Origin of the sequence: Streptomyces sp. NPDC001137 (genome assembly GCF_040298885.1) — a bacterium.
In the GTDB taxonomy this organism is placed as follows: domain Bacteria; phylum Actinomycetota; class Actinomycetes; order Streptomycetales; family Streptomycetaceae; genus Streptomyces.
This window is the reverse complement of the sequence record NZ_JBEPBA010000007.1, coordinates 152640-166409: the sequence shown is the minus strand read 5'-3', so window position 1 is coordinate 166409 and position 13770 is coordinate 152640. Positions and strand designations below refer to the sequence as shown.

11 protein-coding genes and 1 tRNA gene are annotated in these 13770 nt (G+C 65.9%); 4 read left to right on the top strand and 8 right to left on the bottom strand.

Annotation, left to right across the window (positions count from 1 at the left end; translation table 11 throughout):
- Positions 1-120 precede the first annotated feature (120 nt).
- Entirely contained in the window at positions 121-1590 is a 1470-nt protein-coding gene (locus tag ABT254_RS16260) for a lysine N(6)-hydroxylase/L-ornithine N(5)-oxygenase family protein (protein ID WP_351469575.1), read from the top strand.
- A gap of 104 nt (positions 1591-1694) precedes the next feature.
- On the opposite strand, the gene ABT254_RS16255 is transcribed toward ABT254_RS16260, so the two are convergent.
- On the bottom strand, positions 1695-3500 hold the full coding sequence (locus ABT254_RS16255; protein ID WP_351469572.1) for a bifunctional metallophosphatase/5'-nucleotidase: 1806 nt from the start codon (positions 3498-3500) through the stop codon (positions 1695-1697).
- Between the two features lie 149 nt (positions 3501-3649).
- Between ABT254_RS16255 and ABT254_RS16250 the strand changes: the two genes are divergently transcribed.
- On the top strand, positions 3650-4366 hold the full coding sequence (locus ABT254_RS16250; RefSeq protein ID WP_351469569.1) for an SIMPL domain-containing protein: 717 nt from the start codon (positions 3650-3652) through the stop codon (positions 4364-4366).
- A gap of 143 nt (positions 4367-4509) precedes the next feature.
- On the top strand, positions 4510-5946 hold the full coding sequence (gene pyk, locus ABT254_RS16245) for a pyruvate kinase (protein WP_351469567.1): 1437 nt from the start codon (positions 4510-4512) through the stop codon (positions 5944-5946).
- A 10-nt stretch (positions 5947-5956) separates the two neighbouring features.
- Here the strand turns inward: pyk and ABT254_RS16240 are convergent, their stop codons facing one another.
- Positions 5957-6745 carry a helix-turn-helix domain-containing protein gene (locus tag ABT254_RS16240; RefSeq protein ID WP_351469564.1) on the bottom strand — a complete coding sequence of 263 codons (789 nt, stop codon included), beginning with the start codon at positions 6743-6745 and terminating at the stop codon, positions 5957-5959.
- An 87-nt stretch (positions 6746-6832) separates the two neighbouring features.
- Positions 6833-6915: transfer RNA gene (locus ABT254_RS16235), tRNA-Leu, on the bottom strand.
- A 102-nt stretch (positions 6916-7017) separates the two neighbouring features.
- On the opposite strand from ABT254_RS16235, the gene ABT254_RS16230 reads away from it, so the two are divergent.
- Positions 7018-7674, top strand: a complete 657-nt coding sequence (locus ABT254_RS16230; RefSeq protein WP_344403975.1) for an ANTAR domain-containing response regulator — start codon at positions 7018-7020, stop codon at positions 7672-7674.
- A gap of 85 nt (positions 7675-7759) precedes the next feature.
- On the opposite strand, the gene ABT254_RS16225 is transcribed toward ABT254_RS16230, so the two are convergent.
- The 5 genes from ABT254_RS16225 to ABT254_RS16205 all read right to left on the bottom strand — a co-directional run bounded on the left by ABT254_RS16225 (position 7760) and on the right by ABT254_RS16205 (position 13438).
- Positions 7760-8476, bottom strand: a complete 717-nt coding sequence (locus ABT254_RS16225; RefSeq protein WP_351469561.1) for an ABC transporter ATP-binding protein — start codon at positions 8474-8476, stop codon at positions 7760-7762.
- Positions 8473-9333: an ABC transporter ATP-binding protein gene (locus tag ABT254_RS16220; protein ID WP_351469558.1), complete on the bottom strand. Its 861-nt coding sequence runs from the start codon at positions 9331-9333 to the stop codon at positions 8473-8475. Before ABT254_RS16220 ends, ABT254_RS16225 begins: the two co-directional genes overlap by 4 nt.
- 5 nt (positions 9334-9338) lie before the next feature.
- A complete protein-coding gene (locus ABT254_RS16215) occupies positions 9339-11162 on the bottom strand; it encodes a branched-chain amino acid ABC transporter permease (RefSeq protein WP_351469555.1) in 1824 nt (607 codons plus the stop codon).
- Positions 11163-11167: 5 nt separating this feature from the next.
- Positions 11168-12097: a branched-chain amino acid ABC transporter permease gene (locus ABT254_RS16210; RefSeq protein WP_351469552.1), complete on the bottom strand. Its 930-nt coding sequence runs from the start codon at positions 12095-12097 to the stop codon at positions 11168-11170.
- 114 nt (positions 12098-12211) lie between these two features.
- Positions 12212-13438 carry a branched-chain amino acid ABC transporter substrate-binding protein gene (locus ABT254_RS16205; RefSeq protein ID WP_450750490.1) on the bottom strand — a complete coding sequence of 409 codons (1227 nt, stop codon included), beginning with the start codon at positions 13436-13438 and terminating at the stop codon, positions 12212-12214.
- Positions 13439-13770: the final 332 nt, after the last annotated feature.

Genomic DNA, 13770 nt, shown 5'->3' with positions numbered 1-13770 from the left:
GGCCCCGCAAGACCGAGCCGCCCGACCCGAAGCCGGCCGAGACGAAGCCGCCCGCGAAGTCGAAGAACCCCCGAAGACTCCGCCGCACTCCGCCGAAGATCCGTGGAAGGAACCACCCCGATGAGCACGCCCCCGCACCCACACCACGAGCCCGACGCACCCCGCGACCTCGTCGGCATCGGCATCGGCCCCTTCAACCTCTCCCTCGCCGCCCTCGCCCACCCCCTCACCGAACTCGACACCGCCTTCTACGACCAGCGCCCCTCCTTCGCCTGGCACCCCGGCCTCCTCATCGACGGCTCCCGCATCCAAGTCCCCTTCCTCGCCGACCTGGTCACCCTCGCCGACCCCACCAGCCCCTGGACCTTCCTCAACCACCTCAAATCCCGCGACCGCCTCTTCCCCTTCTACTTCGCCGAGCGCTTCCACATCCAGCGCGCCGAGTACGACACCTACTGCCGCTGGGTGGCCGCAGGCCTCCCCGGACTCCACTTCGGCCACCAGATCGACGCCGTCCGCTGGAACCCCGAACGCGACACCTTCGAAGTCGACTACACCCAACTCGGCCCCGACGGAGAAGCCGAAGCCCTCGGCCGCACCCACACCCGCAACATCGCCCTGGGCATCGGCACCGAACCCCACATCCCCGAACCCCTCAAAACCCTCGTCGAAGCCCCCGGCGTACCCGTCGTCCACTCCGCCGACTACCTCGCCCACCGCGACACGTTCCGCACCGCCGGCCACGTCACCGTCATCGGATCAGGACAATCGGGCGCCGAAATCTTCCTCGACCTGCTCCGCGCCCGCCCCGCAGGCCGCGAAAGAATCCACTGGCTCGGCCGCACCGAGGCCTTCGCCCCCATGGAGTACTCCAAACTCGGCCTCGAACACTTCACCCCCGACTACACCCGCTACTTCCACGCCCTCCCCGAAGCCGTCCGCGACCGCCTCGTCACCAGCCAGTGGCAACTCCACAAAGGCATCGACGCCGACACCATCGCCGCCATCCACGACGAGCTCTACCACCGGACCCTGAACGGCGGCTGGCCCGACGTCGTCCTCACCCCCGGCGTCCGCGTCCGCACCGCAGGCCGCCTCGCCACCACCAAAGTCGAACTCCACCTGGAACACACCCAGCAGGACTCCCGCTCCCGCCTCACCACCGACGCCGTCATCCTCGCCACCGGCTACCGCGAACGCCCCCTCGACCGCCTCCTCGCCGGCCTCGACCCCTACCTGCGCCGCGACAGCCGCGGCCGCCCCCGCATCGACGAACGCTTCCGCCTCGCCCTCGACCCCGCCGTCAGCGCCGCCAACTGCCACATCTACGTACAGAACGCCGAACGCCACACCCACGGAGTCGGCACCCCCGACCTCGGCCTCGCCGCCTGGCGCTCCGCCACCATCCTCAACTCCCTCACCGGCAGGGAGATCTACCCCCTCCCCGCCCGGACCGCCTTCACCACCTTCGGACTCGACCAGCAGCAGCACCCCCACATCCCACGCGCCCGCCAGGCACCCACCCTCACCCCCCTCGTCGACGACAGACAACGAGCCACCAACAGGCAGGAAGAACTCCGGCGGCGGTGACCCTGGAGCAAGCCCCCACGTCAACGGCGCCGGCGCAAAAACCATCGCCGACGCCGTAGACCTGTCACCGCTCAACCTCTAGGCCCAGCCTCCAGGCCCAACCCCTAGAAAACCGGCACACCACCCCGCGTCAGCCGCCAGTCCACCGACGCGAAGTCCTTCGGATCCAGCACACCCTTCGCCGTCACCCACTCCGCAATCCGCGTCCGGATCTCCGTCGACTCCGACCACACCTCCTGCGCGGACGCCACATGCGGGAACGCACCACCGCCATTGGCCCGATAGTTGTTCACCGCGAACACGAACTTCTGCGCATCGTCCAGCGCGGCACCCTTGTAGGTCACATTCCGGACCCGCGAACCCGCCGCCCGGGCGATGTCGATCTCGTACGACAGCCCCGACACATAGTCGTAGTTGTAGTCCGGACGGCCGTTCGCGTTCGTCAGCTTCTCCACGTCCACCACCGCATCCGGCGCCGTCTGCACGAAATACTCCGCCGAATACTCCAGATACGCCTTCAGCTGCGCACCCGTCAGCACCTTCGCGACCAGCGTGTTGTCGTACACATACAGGCTCGACAGATCCCGGATCGTCACCTTCCCGGCCGGGATCTCCGACGTACGGGAGAACGGCGAGGCCTGCGCGATCACAGGCAGCGAGGCGAACTCGGTGCCCGCCAGCGCCGCCTTGACGACGTCCTCCTGCACCTTCGTGATCAGATCGATGATCGGCACGTCCTTGTACCGCGCCTCGACCGTCGTCAACGTCTCCGTCGCCGTACCCACCACCTGGTTGACGTACTCGACGACCTTCGCGTGCTCGTCCGACAGCAGCTTGGTGATCTTCGGGTCATCGGCGACCGTGTTGGAGTTGAGCACCTTCGAGGAGACGGACTCCACGCCCCAGCGGCCCTTCTCGAAGACCAGCTCGATGTCGAACAGCGACAGCCGCTCCGCATACGCCAACGGCTCCGACAACACCACCGTCCTCCCGGTCTTCGCATTGGTGACCCTCAACTCCGGGATCTCCACATGCGCATGACCGACCAGAATCGCATCGATGTCCGGCACCTGCTGAGCCACCAACGCGGCCGAATTCTCGACATACGGCAGCTGGTCACCGTAAGACGACGTACCCGAGGAACCGGAGTGCGCCGAGACGACCACCACATCCGCACCCATCGACTTCAGCCTCGGCACCCACTTCGCCGCCTGCTCCTCCAGACCCGGAAACTCCAACCTCCCCTGCACATAAGCCTTGTCCCAGATCGCAATACCGGGATTCGTCAGACCCAGCACCGCCACCTTCACCGACGGCAGCCCCGGCACCCGGAACTTCTTGATGACATACGGCGGGAAAGCCGGCCTCTGCGTCTTCGCGTCCAGCGCATTCGCACCCAGCAGCGGGAAATGCAGCTGCTCCTCGAACTTCCGCAGCGTCTCGATGCCGTAGTTGAACTCGTGATTGCCCAGCGCCGCCGCGTCATACCCGATCGCATTCATCGCCTGCGCCATCGGATGCACCGGACCACCCTCCGCGGTGATCGGATCCACCTTCGCGTAGTAGTACGTCAGCGGGGTGCCCTGGATCGTGTCACCCGCATCCAGCAGCAGCGTGTTGCAGCGGCCCTTCTCCGCACGCACCTGGTTCACCAGCGTCGAGATACGCGACAGCCCCTGCGCGTTGCCCGCCTTGTCGGAGTACTCCGCGTTCTTGAAGTAGTCCCAGTTGAAGACATGACCGTGCAGATCGGTCGTACCCATCACGGTGAGCGAGTACCGCTTCGCCGGCCTCTGCGCCGCAGTGGCCTCGGCCGCCTGTGCCGCCGGAGCTGCGACAGCGCTCGCCACCGCCACCCCCGCTCCGGTCGCCGCGGACTTCTGCAGAAACTTCCGGCGGTTCAAGGCCATGTCCAGATCTCCTATGGGAAGAGTCAACAACGCGCGTAGATTCTGACCTGCGCATGACCGACCGCAACAGATCCGGCAGGTTGCGATTGGATGACCGAAGCGGTCAACCACACGGCTCCCGCCGACCAAGAGGTGACAGAGTGGGGCGTATGACCACCCCCTCACCGGAAGCCCCCCACCCCGCCGTCCCTTACGGCACCCCCGACGCCCCCCGCATCGCCGTACGCGGCGAAGCCCACCTCGAAGTCGACCCCGAAATCGCCCGCATCGGCATCACCGTCGCCTCCCGCGGCAAAGACCGCCGCGCCGCCCTCGACGACCTCACCCGCCGCAACACCACCGCCCTCGACCTCATCAAGACCTACGGAGAGGCGGTGGAACGACTGGAAACCGGCTCCTTCTCCATCACCCCCGAACTCAAGGAACACGGCCGCGGCGAACGCATCCACGCCTACCACGGCCGCGTCCACATCACCGCCGAACTCACGGACTTCACCGCCCTCGGCGAACTCACCACCCGCCTCGCCGACCTCGAACTCGCCCGCGTCGACGGCCCCTGGTGGGCGCTCCGCCCCGACTCACCCGCCCACCGCCAAGCCCGCCAACAAGCAGTCAAGGAAGCAGTCCAACGAGCCAGGGAGTACGCCGAGGCCCTCGGCACCACCCTCGCCGCCCTCGTGGAACTCGCCGACATCGGAGCCGAAAACCCCCAGCCCTACCCACCCACCCCCGGAGCCCGCATGCGCTCCATGGCCTACGGCGCAGCAGCCGAAGACACCGCCGCACCCCTCGACCTCGAACCCCAACGTCAACACGTCTACGCAACCGTCAACGCCCGATTCACCATGACCCCACCACGCCTCTAGAACTCCGCTCCGAAGCCGTTCGAATGCTCATCGGAGCATGCATCTGCACAATTCAATACTTGTCAACAACCCTTCATCCAAAGGTTGTTGAGTAGTCACGCACGCCAAATTCTCTACCCGCCGGTAAGGCCTACGCTCAAACCATGCGCCGAGCAAAGATCGTCTGCACACTAGGGCCCGCCACCGACTCGTACGACCAGATCAAAGCCCTGGTCGAAGCCGGAATGGACGTCGCCCGATTCAACCTGAGCCACGGCACCCACGCCGAACACGAGGAGCGCTACCAGCGCGTGCGAAAGGCCGCCGACGAAACCGGCCGCAGCGTCGGAATCCTCGCCGACCTTCAAGGCCCGAAGATCCGACTCGGCCACTTCACCGAAGGCCCCGTACTCCTTGAACGCGGCGACACCTTCACCATCACAGTGGAGGAAGGCATCCAAGGCAACGGCCACACCTGCGGCACCACATACCCCGGCCTCGCCACCGACGTCACCCCTGGCGAGCGCATCCTCGTCGACGACGGAAAAGTCTGCCTCCAAGTCACCCAGGTCGACGGCCCACGCGTCCACACCCGCGTCATCGAAGGCGGCATGGTCTCCGACCATAAAGGCCTCAACCTCCCCGGAGTCGCCGTCTCCGTCCCCGCCCTCTCGGACAAGGACGAAGCAGACCTCCGGTGGGCCCTGCGGACCGGCTTCGACGTCATCGCGCTGTCCTTCGTCCGCAGCGGCCACGACATCGAAGACGTCCACCGCATCATGGACGAAGAAGCCCGCCGACTCCCCGTCATCGCCAAGGTCGAGAAGCCGCAGGCAGTGGACGCGATCGACGACATCGTCGCCGCATTCGACGGCATCATGGTCGCGCGAGGAGACTTGGGCGTGGAGATGCCCCTCGAACAGGTCCCGATCGTCCAAAAGCGCGCCATCAAACTGGCGAAGCGCAACGCCAAGCCGGTGATTGTGGCAACGCAGATGCTGGACTCGATGATCGACAACTCCCGACCGACGCGCGCGGAGGCCAGCGACGTCGCGAACGCCGTCATCGACGGCACGGACGCGGTGATGCTTTCCGGCGAGACGAGCGTCGGCAAATACCCCATCGAGACGGTCCAGACGATGGCCAAGATCGTCGAGGCGGCGGAGGAGGACATCCTCGCGAAGGGCCTCCCACCGCTGACGGAACGGAACAAGCCCCGCACCCAAGGCGGCGCGGTCGCCCGCGCGGCGGCGGAAATGGGCGACTTCCTGGGCGCCAGGTTCCTGGTGGCCTTCACCCAGTCGGGCGACACCGCTCGTCGACTTTCACGTTATCGCTCACCTATCCCGCTGCTGGCTTTCACGCCGGAGCCGGCGACGCGGTCGCAGCTGAGCCTGACGTGGGGGGCGGAGACGTTCCTCGGGCCGCATGTGGACTCGACGGATGCGATGGTCGAGCAGGTCGATGAGCTGTTGTTGAAGTACGGCCGCTGCAAGAAGGGGGACGTCGTGGTGATTACGGCGGGGTCGCCTCCGGGGGTTTCTGGGTCGACGAACATGGTGCGGGTGCATCACATTGGGGAGGATGACAGTCCCAAGTAGGGGTCTGGGGTCAGTACTTGGGGCCTACGTGGGCGTCCATGAGGGCTACTGAGGCCTTGCGGGCAATGGAGATGTTGAACGGGTCGCTGCCGCGCGCAAGGGTCGTCCACTCGACGCCGACCTTGTCGAGGGTGTCGGTGAAGAGCTTCCGGATGTCGTCTGACTTGTTGGCGAAGAAGTATCGCGGGTATTCGTAGCGCTTGCGCTCACCGGCTACCAGGCGTGTGGTCCAGTTGGTGATGCGGCAGCCGTCGGAGTGGATGAGGCCGCGGATGAATTCCCAAGGGTGGGCGTCGATGATTTCCTGCTGCCAGGGTTCGAGTGCGATGAGTCGATCGTGCTTCTTGCCTGGGCCATGTTGAGGGAAGAGGCAGTGCAGGTGCTTTGAGTAGACCTTCACGTTGTGACAGCCGGTCTTGCGGACGCGGCAGACGGAGTTGCCCGGGAAGACGGCGCGAATGGCTTGCTCGCAGTCGTCGATGAGGCCAGGCCACGAGTCGGCGCACGTGATCATGAGGTTGGGAACGCGGTGCTCGGAGTAATGGCTGATATGGCCGTCGCCGAGGTAAAGGCCGAGCAGGTAGCTGTACGCCGCTCCGTCGAGATCTCGCCCATCGCAGCGGGCGCATGGAGCGCTGTGCCGTCCTGGGCATTCGCCGCGCTTCGCCCGGTCCTGATGCTTCCAGTAGCTGACTGTTCCCAGGGGAACGTTGAGGGTCCGGGCCACATCCGCGTTCTTGGTGCCGTTGCGCAGCAGGGTGAGGGCTTTGTGTCGCACGGCAGTGCCATGAAAGTTCATGCGACCACTCTGGGTCACTGGCTGTGACTGCATGTACGAAAAGGCGGAGGATCACGCGAACGTGATCCTCCGCTTTCGGTTCAAATGTGCCCGGTGTGGGATTCGAACCCACATGCCCTAAGGCACGGTGGTTTGAGCACCGCGAGTCTGACCAGTTCCTCCAACCGGGCAAGTTGTGGATCTGTCGGGAAGTGTACCGGGTCACCGCACACAGCTGCAGCTAGGTAGGCTGCTCGCAGCAGCACCTGCCCGGCCCGTAACAAGGAGCCCCCGTGACCGCCCCCGAGTCGCCCCAGCCCGTAGACGCGCCCGACGACGACAAGTCGCACGTGCCTCCGCTGACGACCCGTGTCGTCATCGCCGAGGACGAGGCCCTGATCCGGCTCGACCTCAAAGAGATGCTGGAGGAAGAGGGCTACAGCGTCGTCGGTGAGGCCGGTGACGGCGAGCAGGCCATCGAGCTTGCCCGTGAGCACCAGCCGGACCTTGTGATCCTCGATGTGAAGATGCCCAAGCTGGACGGCATCTCGGCGGCCGAGAAGATCGCCGAGGAGCGCATCGCCCCCGTGCTGATGCTTACGGCCTTCTCGCAGCGTGACCTCGTCGAGCGGGCCCGCGATGCAGGTGCGATGGCGTACCTCGTGAAGCCGTTCAGCAAGAGTGATGTCGTTCCGGCCATTGAGATGGCTGTCTCGCGGTTCACGGAGCTGAAGGAGCTGGAGAAGGAGGTCGCCGACCTCACGCTCCGTCTGGAGACCCGCAAGCTGGTCGACCGGGCGAAGTCCATTCTCCAGACCGAGTACGGGCTGACGGAGCCGGCGGCGTTCCGGTGGATTCAGAAGACGTCGATGGATCGTCGGATGTCGATGCAGCAGGTTGCGGAGGCGGTCATTCAGGACGCGGACGAGAAGAAGGCCGCGAAGGGCTGACCTCCGGCCCCCGCATACAGATCGAGGCCCGCGTCCCTGGGGAACCAGGGGCGCGGGCCTCGTCGTACCGCCGAAGAGGGCGGTCTCAGTCCTCGCCGAGGTATGCCTTGCGTACGGACTCGTCGTGCAGGAGGTCCTGGCCGGTGCCGGAGAGGACGATCTTGCCGACCTCCATGACGTGGCCGTGGTCGGCCAGGGAGAGTGCGGCCTGGGCGTTCTGTTCGATGAGCAGGATGGTGGTGCCCTGGGCCTTGAGTTCCTGGATGGTGGCCATGATCTTCTGCATCATGATCGGGGAGAGACCCATGGAGGGTTCGTCGAGCATGAGCAGTTTGGGGCGGGACATCAGGGCGCGGCCCATGGCGAGCATTTGCTGTTCGCCGCCGGAGAGGGTTCCGGCGGCCTGCTTGCGTCGTTCTCCGAGGATGGGGAAGAGGTCGTAGGCGCGCTGGATGTCCTTTTCGATGCCTTCTTTGTCGTTGCGGAGGAAGGCGCCGAGGCGGAGGTTGTCCTCGATGGTCATGCGGGGGAAGATGCGTCGGCCTTCGGGGGAGTGGGCCAGTCCCTGGGAGACGATCTTGTGGGCGGGGATTTTGTTCAGCGTCTTGCCGTCGAATTTGATCTGTCCGGCGAGGGGCTGAAGGAGGCCCGAGAGTGTCCGCAGGGTTGTTGTCTTCCCGGCGCCGTTCGTGCCGATGAGGGTGACGACTTCGCCGGCTTCGACCTTGAACGAGATGCCTTTGACGGCTTCGATCTTGCCGTAGGCGACCTTGAGGTCTTCGACCTCGAGCAGTGCGGTCACTTGGCGTCTCCTTCTGCGGTGCTCTGCGCCTCGGCGGCTTCGACCTCGGTGGTCTCCTCTGTGCCGGGTGCGCCTTCGAAGGGCGTGCCGAGGTAGGCGGCGATGACGCGTTCGTCGGCCTGGACGACTTCGGCGCTGCCTTCGACGAGTTTTTCGCCTTGGACGAGCACGGCGACGCGGTCGCAGAGGTTCATGATGAACCGGATGTCGTGCTCGATGACGAGGATGGCGATGCCCTTGTCGCGGATGGCGAAGACGAGTTCCTCGGTGGCCCGGGTTTCCTGGGGGTTCATGCCCGCGGTGGGTTCGTCGAGGAGTAGCAGGCCGGGTTCGCTCGCGAGGGCGCGGGCGATTTCGAGCTTGCGTTGTTCGCCGTAGGGGAGGTTGCGGGCGAGGTGGTCTGCTTTGGCTGCGAGGCCGGTGAACTCGAGGAGTTCCATGGCGCGTTCGCGGGATTCCTGTTCGGCTTTCTTGAAGCCGGGCAGGCGCAGGAGTGCTGACCAGAGGCCTTCGTTGGTTCTGGTGTGGCGTCCGACGAGCACGTTTTCCAGGACGGTCATGTTGGCGAAGAGCCGGATGTTCTGGAATGTGCGGGCGATGCCTGCCTGGGTGACGAGGTGGGGTTTGGGCGGTAGGACGGTGTCCTTGTACTTCACTGTTCCGCTGGTCGGGATGTAGAGGCCCGTCAGGCAGTTGAAGAAGGTGGTTTTGCCCGCGCCGTTGGGTCCGATGAGGCCGACGATTTCGCCGCTGTTGACGGTGAGGTCCACGGAGCGTACGGCGGTGAGGCCGCCGAAGCGCATGGTGACGTCGCTGGCGTCGAGGACGGTTGTGGTGGTGGCGGTTGTGGTGGTCATGGCGTTCACGCCCCTGCCTTGGCGACGCCGGTGGTTTCTGGCAGCTCGGTGTCCTCTGGTACGTCGAGTTGTCCGGTTTCGTGGAACTCGAGTTGCTTCCTGCGGTCGGCGACGAGGCCTTCGGGGCGGAAGCGCATGAGGAGCATGAGGGCGATGCCGAAGAGGAGGAGCTGGTAGTCCGACATGAACTGGAGTTTGGCCGGGATGAGGTAGAGGAGGGCGGCGCCGATGAGGGGTCCGCTGATGGTTCCCATGCCGCCGAGGATGACGGCGGCGAGGAGGAAGGCGGAGTTGGGGGGGACGGGGCCGGCGAACTGGTATTGCTCGGGGGTGACGCTGTAGGAGACGTGGGCCTGGACGGTGCCGGCGAAGCCGGCGAGGGAGGCGCCGAGGGCGAAGGCGAGGAGTTTGAGGCGGAAGCCGTTGATGCCCATGGCGGTGGCGGCGGTCTCGTCCTCGCGGATGGCGACCCAGGCGCGGCCGATGCGGGATTCCGCGGAGCGGCGGAAGACGGTCACGACGACGGCCGTGAACAGGAGCATCAGCAGGTAGTAGTTGGCGGAGCGGGTGAGTTCGTGGCCGAGGATGTCGTGGGGGATGCCGAGGTTGAATCCGAGGATCTCCAGGTCGGGGATGTTCGGGATGCCGTTGGATCCGTTGGTGACGTCGGGGCCGCTGTTCCCGTTGAGGTTGTTCATGGTGATGCGGAAGATCTCACCGAAGCCGAGGGTGACGATGGCGAGGTAGTCGCCGCGCAGCCGCAGGGTCGGGGCGCCGATGACCACGCCGAAGATCAGTGAGGCGGCGGCGCCGGTGAGGACGGCGGCCCAGAACGGGAACTGGACGCCGATGCTGGATTGGGGTGAGCCGGAGACGAGGGCGGCGGCGTAGGCGCCGACGCCGAGGAATGCGACGTATCCCAGGTCGAGCAGACCGGCGAGACCGACGACGACGTTGAGGCCGAGGGCCACGGTCGCGAAGATCAGGATGTTGGCGCCGATGAGGGCGAACTGGTCGTTGGTCTGTGTGAAGGGGAAGCAGATCGCGGCGACGAAGGCGGCTGTGAGGGTGACGCTGCGGTGTTTGGTGGTGAGGGCCGAGAGCTGCTTGATGAGGCCGGAGCGGGTGAGTGCGGTGAATCCGAATCCGGCGATGATGAGGAAGCCGATGAACAGTTCGGAGTATTCGGTGCCGATGCCGTAGGCGAAGACGTAGAGGCCGATGCCGAAGCCGGCGGCGATGATGAGGATCTCGGCCCAGGCGGGGAGGTCCGCTGCGCGGCGGGGTTCGGGGGCTGTGAGGGCGTGGCGGATCCTGCCCCAGAGGCCCGGGGTCGGTGTGTCTTCGTCGTATGGCTGGTCGACGGGGAGGCCGAAGGCTCCGATGACGGCGATGAGGGTTCCGATGCCGGAGATCCAGGCGCCGGGTTCGAGGTTGACGAGGCCGCCGAGTTCCTGGCTGATGGCGCCCATGGTGTAGCCGGTGGTGCCGAGGGTGCCGAGGGCGAGGAGGACGACGGGGCTGTTGGTGCCGCCGGGGGTGAGCCAGCCGAGTCCTCGGATGCCGTAGCCGGAGAGGGCGAAGAGCAGGGTGAGGATTGCCCCGGTGAGGGTGAGGACCTGTAGTCCGCCCGGGTAGCCGGTGACGGTGAGGTCGCCGGGGAATTCGGCGGTCCAGGTCCAGGCGAGGAAGGTGCCCACGAGTGCGACGGCGGAGCCGGCGATGGTGGTGAGGCGGGCGAGGGCCGGGGGCAGGGGTATCAACGGGGTTGCCGTGGTGGGCGTGTTGGTGAGGTCCGCGGTGGTGCCGTTGGGGATTTTGGTGGTCATGGGTATCACGCCCGATCCGCGACGCGTTCGCCGAGCAGGCCCTGCGGTCGGAAGAGCAGGACGAGGATGAGGAGGGCGAAGGCCCACACGTCCTTCCAGGCGCCGCCGCCGAAGAGGTCCATGCCGGGGATGTCGCCGATGTAGCCGATGGCGAGGGATTCGGCGACGCCGAGGACGAGGCCGCCGAGCATGGCGCCGTAGATGTTGCCGATGCCGCCGAGGACGGCTGCGGTGAAGGCTTTGAGGCCCATGAGGAAGCCCATGCGGAAGCCGACCTGGCCGTTGTGGAGTCCGTAGCCGACGGCTGCGATGGCCGCGAACGCCGCGCCGATGGCGAAGGCCATGACGATGATGCGGTCGGTGTTGATGCCCATGAGTTTGGCGGTGTCGGGGTCCTGTGCGGTGGCCTGCATGCCGCGTCCGGAGCGGGTCTTGGTGACGAAGAGGCCGAGGGCGAACATGCAGACGGGGGCGGCGATGATGATGAAGAGGTCGCCGCGCTGGATGTTGGCGCCGAGGACGTCGAAGGGGCCGCCGCTGAACTGGGGGAAGGGGCGGTCCTTCTTGGCGTCCGGGTACCACTTCCAGACGATCTGCTGGAGCACGATGGACAGGCCGATGGCGGTGATGAGGGGCGCCAGGCGTGGTGCGTTGCGCAGGGGGCGGTAGGCGAAGCGTTCCGCCGCGGTGGCGACGGCGACGGAGACGATGACGCCGCCGAGGATCATGAGGGGGATGGCGGCGCCGAGGGCGAAGTCCTTGGGCAGCCAGAGGTAGATGGTGAGGGCCCCGAAGCCCCCGACCATGAAGATCTCGCCGTGGGCGAAGTTGATGAGCTGGACGATGCCGTAGACCATCGTGTAGCCGATCGCGATGAGTCCGTACATCGCGCCGAGGATGAGTCCATTGGCCAGCTGTTGCGGCAGTTCGTTCACCGCAGGGCCTCCGTGGAGTGGTTCGGATATGGCGCCGCGCGGGAGCGCTGGTGGGCGCTCCCGCGCGGCCTGATCAATGTGTGAGGTGCAGAGGGGTTGTCGCCCTTTGCCCGATCAGCCGATCTTGGGCACTCCGCTGTACTCCGGCGTCCACGCGTTGTTCTTGATCTTGTAGGCGGTCATGGTGTGGTTGGTCGTGTCGCCGTACTGGTCGAAGGAGATGGTGCCGGTGACGCCGTCGAACTTGACCTTGCTCATGGCGTCCAGGACGGCCTTGCGGCCGTCGGAGGGCACCTTGCCGTCGTTGCCCTCGACTGCGAGCTTGACGGCCTCGATGATGGCCCAGGTGGCGTCGTAGGTGAGGCCGCCGTAGGCCTCGTAGGCGTCCTTGTAGCCCGCGTTCTTGTAGTTCGCGATGAACGTCTTGGCGGAGGCGAGCTGTTCGACGGGCTTGCCGACGGAGGTGGCGAGGTCGCCTTCGGCCTTCTTGTTGAGCTTGGGGTAGTCGCCGGAGTAGATGCCGTCGCCGCCCATGAGCGGGATCTTCAGGCCGCTGTCCTTGAGCTGCTGGCTCAGGGGGGCGGCGGCCGGGTACTCGCCGCCGTAGTAGAGGGCCTGGGCGCCGGTCTTCTTGATCTTGGCGACGACGGCGTTGAAGTCGCGGTCGTCGGGGTTGATGTGGTCGCTGCCGACGATGGTGCCGCCCAGCTTGGTGAAGTTCGTCTTGAAGGAGGCGGCGAGGCCGGCGCCGTAGGTCTTCTGGTCGTCGATCAGGTAGGTCTTCTTGACCTTGGCCCTGTTGTAGAGGTAGTCGGCCGCGAAGGCGCCCTGGATCTCGTCCGTGGTGGCGGTGCGGAAGAAGGTCTTGAACTGGCGGACCCGGTTGTTGGTCTTCCAGCCGTCGCCCTGGGTGAGTTCCGTACCGGTGTTGGCGGGGGAGATCTGGGTGAGGCCTGCGTCGTTGAACGGCTTCTGCATCTGCTGGGAGACGCTGGAGTTCAGCGGGCCGACGACGCCGAGGACGTCCTTCTCGCTGATGAACTTCTGGGCGTTCTGCTGGCCGACGGAGGGCTGGGCCTGGTCGTCGAGGGCCTCGATCTTGAACTCGACGCCCTTGACGAGGTTCTGCTTGTTGGCCGTCTTGGCGGCCAGGTCGGCGGAGTTCTTGATGCCGAGGCCGAGGGCCGAGAGGTCGCCGGTGAGCGGGGCGTCGACACCGATCACGACCGTGGTCTTGCTGCCGTTGCTGCTGTCGCTCTTGTCACGCGACCCACAGGCAGTGAGTGTCAGCGATCCCGCCGCGAGTGCGGCGGTGATAGCGATGATCGAACGTTGACGCACGAGTCAGGTCCTTTCCCTGGCGCGGCGGCTCCCCGTGGAACGCACCGAGTCCGGCGCCTTGCCGAATTTGCTTCGAATCCTGTGGCGCGGTGACTGGCCGTGACTCTAAGCGGGTGTAGGGAACGTGTAGGAGTGTCTGACCCAGGCTGTGACGCTCTTGTTATGACACGACGTAATGCAGAGCGGTACTTGCCGGGTGGATGCGCGGAATTCCAGCCGATTCGCCCTGTCCGCATGCTGAGAACGCGCAGGACGCGAGGATGCGTTTTCAGTAGTGTTCAGCGGTTTTGCTGATGACGTGCGGTCGTTGCCGGAGGCGACTTGAATGGCTT

Coding starts and splice junctions, on each gene's coding strand:
- ABT254_RS16250 (WP_351469569.1), top strand. CDS start 3,650: ATGACCACCCCCTCACCGGAAGCCCCCCACCCCGCCGTCCCTTACGGC.
- ABT254_RS16260 (WP_351469575.1), top strand. CDS start 121: ATGAGCACGCCCCCGCACCCACACCACGAGCCCGACGCACCCCGCGAC.
- ABT254_RS16215 (WP_351469555.1), bottom strand. CDS start 11,162: ATGACCACCAAAATCCCCAACGGCACCACCGCGGACCTCACCAACACG.
- ABT254_RS16220 (WP_351469558.1), bottom strand. CDS start 9,333: ATGACCACCACAACCGCCACCACCACAACCGTCCTCGACGCCAGCGAC.
- pyk (WP_351469567.1), top strand. CDS start 4,510: ATGCGCCGAGCAAAGATCGTCTGCACACTAGGGCCCGCCACCGACTCG.
- ABT254_RS16255 (WP_351469572.1), bottom strand. CDS start 3,500: ATGGCCTTGAACCGCCGGAAGTTTCTGCAGAAGTCCGCGGCGACCGGA.
- ABT254_RS16240 (WP_351469564.1), bottom strand. CDS start 6,745: ATGAACTTTCATGGCACTGCCGTGCGACACAAAGCCCTCACCCTGCTG.